Origin of the sequence: Pseudoalteromonas sp. OF5H-5 (assembly GCF_021530695.1) — a bacterium.
GTDB lineage: Bacteria > Pseudomonadota > Gammaproteobacteria > Enterobacterales > Alteromonadaceae > Pseudoalteromonas.
Map to the genome: position 1 here is coordinate 407,225 of NZ_JAKGBF010000004.1, position 7,002 is coordinate 414,226.

The window sequence follows — 7,002 nt, forward strand, 5'->3', positions numbered from 1 at the left end:
AACTCTTTTTTTGCTTTAAAGCCTCAAAATGTTATACTTACTTCTTTAAATCTAGCACATCTTGCATATCATAAAGGCCTGCTGGTTTATCTTTTAGCCACTGCGCAGCCCTTACAGCACCTGATGCAAAGGTCAATCTCGACGCTGCTTTATGTGTTAATTCAAGCCTTTCCCCCATTGTCGAGAAGTAAGCTGTATGTTCACCTACTATATCTCCCGCTCTAAGGACCGAATAACCGATTTCTTGTTGAGATTTCGCTTCATGGCTCTGACTTCGGTCGTAAACCGCAACCTCATCATGTTGCCAGCCTTTTGCTTCTGCAATCGCCTCTCCGATAGCGAGCGCAGTACCTGAGGGCGCGTCGATTTTGTTGCGATGGTGTGCTTCGAAAATTTCAATATCCATCTCGTCAGCCAGCTTTTGTGCGGCTGTTTGTACTAAGTTAAGTAGCAGGTTAATACCAACGCTATAGTTGCGAGAAAACACAATTGGGATATCTTTTGCGGCTTCCACCAACAGCGCCATTTCACTTGCTGTCAGTCCAGTAGTACCGATCACCATCGGTTTTTTAGCGGCAATTGCAGCTGATAAATGCTGCTTCATGCCCTCTGGCAAAGTGAAGTCTATTAATACGTCAACATTTTCAAGCTTACTTTGCTCGGAGCTAAAACAGATATTTGCGTCTGCTTGAGGCTGCAATTGATTAACTGCTTTATCAAGATATTGTGAATTATCTCGTACAAAAGCGTTGGCCAGCTCTACTTGTTTCGACAAATAACAGGCTTCAATCAATGCTAACCCCATTCTGCCATTCGCACCGTAAATACCTATTCTTGTCATACGTTACCCTTTTTATTTGCGATGTTGATTATCCACAAGGCAGCAACGATGGCTAACCGGATAATAGAAATGTGTTTTTGCGGGAGTAGAGTTTACCGTATCTGTGTGTCATAGTCAGTTAAGTTGAAAATAATAAAACATTAGACTTTAGACGTCTAAACATATAAACTGCCGCGCTCGCTCACCTATTGAAGTTGAGAGATTTTCATCTTATACCAATTGCATTAAGTAAATGGGCTATTTTGAAGCGGAGAAATAGCTTTAGTAGCTAGGCAAAAATTTTGCTATTTAGTTGTTCTAAATGAGAAATTTTTAACGACGCTAATATGCTAACTCACCCTTCAAATTGGTTGGAGAATTAATACAATTGGTATTAGGTGTGTTGTGCGGTTTTACAGCTGGCTATTGGCTGTGCTTTATTGTTGGGGAGTGCTATGCAACCAAATTACAATCAAACAAAGGCAAAACTATCATTATTGCCGCTGTTGACCTTTGTAGGAATTTTTCTTGGCGCAGGATTGTATTTGCAATCGCAAGACGTTGACTATGCGTTTTATCAATTAAAGGCTCCTGTTGCGATTTTACCAGCCATCGTTCTCGCTTTTTTACTTAATAAAGATACCATCAACCGCAGTGTCGAAACTTTTATTCAAGGCGCAGGACACAGCAATATCATCACCATGTGCCTCATCTATTTATTAGCAGGTGCTTTTTCTGCGGTTGCAAGTGCCACCGGCGGTGTTGACGCTGTGGTTAACGCCGGTTTATCACTTATTCCTCCGGCATTTTTATTACCCGGCTTGTTCCTTATTTCTGCTGTCGTCTCTACCGCAATGGGAACCTCCATGGGCACAATTGGTGCAATTGGACCTATTGCTGTTGCCGTCGCGATGAAAACCGGAATTGATCCAGCACTTATGGCTGGTACCATCGTTTCGGGCGCAATGTTTGGCGATAACTTATCCATTATTTCTGATACCACAATTGCAGCAACGCGAACGCAAGGCTGTGAAATGAAAGATAAATTTAGAGAGAATCTAAAAATAGCCCTACCAGCTGCACTGCTGACTGTTTTACTCTTGGTGTTTTTAACACCAGAGCCGCAGATTGTAGAAACCAAGCCGTTTGATTGGTTATTAGTTTTACCATACGCATTTATTTTGGTCTTGGCGGTGATTGGTATCAATGTTTTTGTTGTGCTCTTTAGTGGTATCGTTTTTGCTGGCTGTATGGGTTTTGCCGGTGACTATCAAGGCGCTGCGTTCTTAAACGATATCTATAAAGGCTTTAGTGATATGCAGGAGATTTTCTTGCTGTCGATGTTCATTGGTGGTTTATCTGAATTTATTCGTATCAATGGCGGCCTAGATTTTTTAGCCAAACAGATCCAAAAAATTACCAGCATTATCGCGAAATGGCACCGTCAAGTTGCTGATCAACTCGGCATTGCTGCACTCGTGCTAACAAGTAACTTGTGTATCGCAAATAACACGGTAAGTATCATAGTTGCAGGCCCTGTTGCTAAAAAACTGGCTGAAGATGGAAAGATCTCAGCTAAGCGTTCGGCAAGCTTATTAGATATTTTTGCTTGTGTTATGCAAGGCTCTTTACCCTATGGTGCACAAGCACTGTTACTCGGGGCCACTTTTAAAATCAGCCCTTGGGACGTATCTAGCTCTTCTTATTACTGTTTCATTTTGGCTTTCACCGCCATTACCGTTATCTGCATAAGAAGAAATAAAGCATAATTTATTCGGTTTACGCGCCCAACTTTGGGCGCTTTTGTTATACTTTCATTTTTAACGCTATCCGAATTAATAAATGAAAATCAACACGCTCATCATTTCCTCCTCACTCGCTTTTAGCACATTTAGTTATGCTGCTGATTGGAGTACAACGCAACTACATATAAACCATGGTGATTTCAAAAACCCGTTTAGCAGAAACGAAGCAACGGCAACGGTTTACTCATTACAACATGCGTCTGGATATCGCTACGGCGATAATTTCTTCTTTATCGATTACAGCAAAGATAACCTTCGTGATGGTTACCAAGATGGTGACTTTTATGGAGAGTGGTATTCAAGCTTGTCGATGTCAAAGGTTGCTGGCTTTAAGTCTTCTTTCGACGCCATAGCTGACGTTAGCTTAACGATGGGTTTCAACGCAGCCGGAGACGCTAAGGTGATGAAATACTTGCCTGGTGTCAAAGTAAATTGGAATTTTGACGGGTTCAATTTTTTCTCTTCTACATTCACACTTTATCAAGACGACAGCCAAGGTATTAGTCATGGCGGTGCGCCTAAAGAAAGTGATAGTTGGATGATAGATCTCGCTTGGGGTTACCCCTTTACAATTGGCGAGCAAAAGTTCTATCTCACAGGTCACGTAGAATATATTGACGAGCGAGAAAACGAGTTGGGTAATGACGTAAAAGGCTGGTTGCTCGCGCAGCCAATTCTACAATGGGATCTCGGCTATGCAATGGGCATGCCTGACAATCAATTAATGTTAGGTGTTGAATGGCAATATTGGCGTAACAAACTTGGCACAGATACCAATGAATCTGTTCCCCAGCTACACCTAGCGTGGACTTTCTAACTCTGAACTCGCTTTTGACCTTTGATTTTACTCTGTGATGGTTGAGTCAAAGGTACTCATTATTTATCAGCCTCACCTGATACATCTACTATTCAAAGTATAAAGAGTAGTGCTGTGGTAATAGTTTTTTGTGATGGATTAGTGTTCACACCAAGATAGCGCAACTTCCAATAGCGAAGTATCCGTCGATACACTGGCGGCCACTTTTTGCTGCTCAGATAACAGCGCATTATAAGATGCAATCAACTCTGGGAGCTGTAATGTATAAACATATTTCTCCATATTGCTGCCGTAATCACTTTGGAGCAATATGGGTAAAGTCGAAATAAGAAACTCAACTTGATCTGCTTTTGGCTGTATGCCATTTCTACTTTTTTGAAAAATTAGCTCCTGCCAAGTAAACACAATAGATAATTCTTTATCCTCTACCGCACTTAGCTGAGTTTTCACTGTATTTATATAGCGCCTATAGTTTTTCCACTGATTGGCAAGCAGGTAAACATTTAATAAATTTAACCCAGTATAACTCGCTTCGTATGCTTGCTCTGCTTTTTGATGATAGAGGAAAGCTTGCCTATATAGTCTTGCAGCATGCTGATACTTACTCATATCAAAATAAACATTAGCTAAGTTATTGTTAAGTGCCGCTTCCAGTTGTTCATCCTTCACCTCAGACAATGTCGGCGCTAAAATATTGATTGCTTCTTCTAACTGCCCTGTTGTTCGATATAAAACGGCAAGATTATTAACGATAAGTGGCCTTTGCTCGTGAGTTGAGTACTTAAGTGCACATTCATAGTTTTTTTGTGCAAGCGCAGGCTTACCGATCCGGCGATAATAAATCGCGAGGTAATTTGCAATTTGCCCCTTTTCGGACTGCAAATACGCAAGCCACTCAGTATTGTCGGAAAATAGCGCTACTATTTCACGAATTCTGACCGTATCGTTTGTTTTAATTGCAGCTTCTAAACCGGCGCGATGTAACTCATAGATACCTTTAGAAGGCTGTTCTGGAAGTTTGGGTAACGCTGCTTCATATACTCGAGTTGCTTGTGTTGGGTTAGAGATGTTTAAATCTTGAATAACCTGCAATGTCTTAAACAATTCATCAGGGGCGAGTACTGTCAGAGAAGAAACTATAATTAAAATTGGTAGCACTTTCGCTCTCCGATTTCCTGATTTAAAGTAATCATAGTGAAGCTTCCGCTGGTTGGCAAAATGCCTGAGCGTGCAGCAGTATAAAATTGCTAGCGGCTTCACATTAAACACATCAAATCCATTAAAGTGGGTTATCAAAACATGGACTCTGTGACTACAAAAACTAAAAGCAGCACAACAAGGTATTTAATCGATGCAGAAAGACACAGTAATTACACAGTCACAGCTTAATAAAAAGATGACACAGGCTATCGAGTATTTTATTTCGGGCCAAGACCAAGCAGCAGAGCAAGCATTTCAGCAACTATATCAACAACAGCCTACTCAGCAGGTTATTTTATATCTCGCACAATTGGCACAGCGTAGACAAGCCGGGAGTGAATGGATTGAACAGCTTGAAGCACTGCTGCATAAACACCCAGATGTACCAGATAGCTATTATATTCTCGCTCGCAGTTATCAACAAAACAGACAACTACCACTCGCCGCTCAAACCTTCTATCAAGCGCTAGGGTGGCGCTTGCAGCATGACGCACTGACAAACATTGCAGCAGTTCAATCATCCGAAGTACCAATACATGAAAGCGCGAGCTCAACTAAACTAACTCCTGAAAATGCATTACACCTATTACTACAAACATTATCATCCTTAAAAAAGGCGGGATTTTATGCTTTTCCTACGGCTGGTACTTTGCTTGGGTTAGAGCGTGAAGGTCAACTCTTAGAAAATGATAAAGATGTTGATATTGGTATCGACTGGTCTCACATGGAAAGCGTAATCGAACATTTACAGCATCTTGGCTGGCAGGAAGAAGCGCAATCCTATGGACTTATAAACCCTCGATGTTTTCGCCACCAATCAGGCTTAGTGCTTGACCTTTGCGGTTATGCCACAGAGCAAAGCACTGGAGACACAATATCAGGTTTATGGATGCAAGACGTACCTTTTACTTGGAATAGAGTGACGCGTTTCTCTGCTATTCAAGTTGTGAGCATCAGCTCACCTGCTGGAGAAATTTGTTATCCCCAGTATCCAGAGCAAATCTTACAAGCATTATATGGGCTGGATTGGAAAATACCTGACACAAATTTTGATACCATCGTCTGCGCCCCGAATATTATGCAAGATTCCTACTTATATTACTGTTATGCCTACTCTCACCTCTACACTGAGTGGAAAAAAGGCAACTTCAAAAAAATGCATGCCATGATTAAGGTGCTATTAACGTTCAAACCTCATGACGGTCTTTTAAAAAATCTTATGCAGTTCGTACAAAAGCAGATGAAATCACAACAACCGTGCCGTGTTTTAGCGCTTGGTTTTTTTGATCTGCTTCACCCTGGTCACCTAACGTATTTGTCGTTAGCGAAATCATACGGAGACTACTTAGTTGTTGGGGTCGCACCGGATGCTTTTGCGTTAAAAAGTAAGGGACGACCGCCAATAATGGATCAAGACGAGCGCTTAAGTATTATTAAGGCATTAGCATGCGTAGATAAAGCGGTTTTAGTCGGTGCACCAATGGCTGATACTGAGCGAGCAGCGCTCTGGATCGCACAACAAAGAGTAAACCTTGTGATCTGCGGTGATGAATGGCAACACACACCCCGCTGGCAGGCATTGGAAGCAGCTTTAGCACCACAAAATATTCAGGTTGTTTATATCCCTTATACCCAAGGAATTTCTAGCACTAAAATTAAAGAAAGAATACAAAACTTCAATGAGAGTTAACGCTGTGTATCTGCTGGGAGCGAGTGTTGAAACGGGTTTTAATGTACATGTTTTTTACTGGAACTTCATTACAACCCATCGGCGGGTAAACCACCTCCTACCGTGCTGTGCTGATACTGCGGTAGGAGCGAGTTTACCTCGCGAGATTTTCTATACCCCAAACAGCAAAAAACCCGTCGCATTGCTGCAACGGGTTTCTCTTATTTGGTCCTGGCGATGTTCTACTTTCACATGGGTGATCCACACTATCATCGACGCTGTTTTGTTTCACTTCTGAGTTCGGCATGGGGTCAGGTGGGTCCAAAACGCTATAGTCACCAGGAAAACTGGGGGCAAATGTCTAATGACATCGTGCCTCGCACGAGCATTCCATTTGCGCAAGGTGAACCAATTTCGCGATACCGCTTAGGTTGGTCACCTTGTTTAATTCTTAAATCTGGAAAAAGCGATTAAATTCTTTTGTCTACTTTAGTCTATTAACTTCTGTTAGCTAAGGCCTCCATGGATGGAGGTCATGCTAGGAATTGTCTGGAACAATTCTAGTAAACCACTTTGGCGTTGTATGGTTAAGCCTCACGGGTAATTAGTACGAGTTAGCTTAATGCCTCACAGCACTTCCACATCTCGCCTATCAACGTTGTAGTCTTCAACGGCCCTTCAGTTGACTCTA

At 41.9% G+C, this 7,002-nt stretch carries 5 protein-coding genes and 2 rRNA genes; 3 read left to right on the plus strand and 4 right to left on the minus strand.

Annotation, left to right across the window (positions count from 1 at the left end):
* Positions 1–37: 37 nt before the first annotated feature.
* Positions 38–841 (minus strand): 4-hydroxy-tetrahydrodipicolinate reductase, encoded by an 804-nt coding sequence (gene dapB, locus L1271_RS08535; RefSeq protein ID WP_235367570.1) that lies wholly within the window; start codon positions 839–841, stop codon positions 38–40.
* Between the two features lie 434 nt (positions 842–1,275).
* Between dapB and L1271_RS08540 the strand changes: the two genes are divergently transcribed.
* Together L1271_RS08540 and L1271_RS08545 are read left to right on the plus strand one after the other, a co-directional pair.
* Positions 1,276–2,589: a Na+/H+ antiporter NhaC family protein gene (locus L1271_RS08540; RefSeq protein WP_235367571.1), complete on the plus strand. Its 1,314-nt coding sequence runs from the start codon at positions 1,276–1,278 to the stop codon at positions 2,587–2,589.
* Between the two features lie 73 nt (positions 2,590–2,662).
* Entirely contained in the window at positions 2,663–3,442 is a 780-nt protein-coding gene (locus L1271_RS08545) for a nucleoside-binding protein (RefSeq protein ID WP_235367572.1), read from the plus strand.
* Positions 3,443–3,580: 138 nt separating this feature from the next.
* Here the strand turns inward: L1271_RS08545 and L1271_RS08550 are convergent, their stop codons facing one another.
* Entirely contained in the window at positions 3,581–4,600 is a 1,020-nt protein-coding gene (locus tag L1271_RS08550; protein WP_235367573.1) for a tetratricopeptide repeat protein, read from the minus strand.
* Between the two features lie 193 nt (positions 4,601–4,793).
* Between L1271_RS08550 and L1271_RS08555 the strand changes: the two genes are divergently transcribed.
* Positions 4,794–6,332 (plus strand): adenylyltransferase/cytidyltransferase family protein, encoded by a 1,539-nt coding sequence (locus tag L1271_RS08555; RefSeq protein ID WP_235367574.1) that lies wholly within the window; start codon positions 4,794–4,796, stop codon positions 6,330–6,332.
* 208 nt (positions 6,333–6,540) lie between these two features.
* Here the strand turns inward: L1271_RS08555 and rrf are convergent.
* Both rrf and L1271_RS08565 read right to left on the minus strand, forming a co-directional pair.
* A 5S ribosomal RNA gene (gene rrf, locus L1271_RS08560) occupies positions 6,541–6,654 on the minus strand.
* A 240-nt stretch (positions 6,655–6,894) separates the two neighbouring features.
* Positions 6,895–7,002 (minus strand): 23S ribosomal RNA (locus L1271_RS08565); the annotation flags it as partial.

Bases quoted from the DNA above. Each gene is read 5' to 3' on its own strand.
- dapB (WP_235367570.1), bottom strand. From the start codon at position 841: ATGACAAGAATAGGTATTTACGGTGCGAATGGCAGAATGGGGTTAGCA.
- L1271_RS08540 (WP_235367571.1), top strand. From the start codon at position 1,276: ATGCAACCAAATTACAATCAAACAAAGGCAAAACTATCATTATTGCCG.
- L1271_RS08545 (WP_235367572.1), top strand. From the start codon at position 2,663: ATGAAAATCAACACGCTCATCATTTCCTCCTCACTCGCTTTTAGCACA.
- L1271_RS08555 (WP_235367574.1), top strand. From the start codon at position 4,794: ATGCAGAAAGACACAGTAATTACACAGTCACAGCTTAATAAAAAGATG.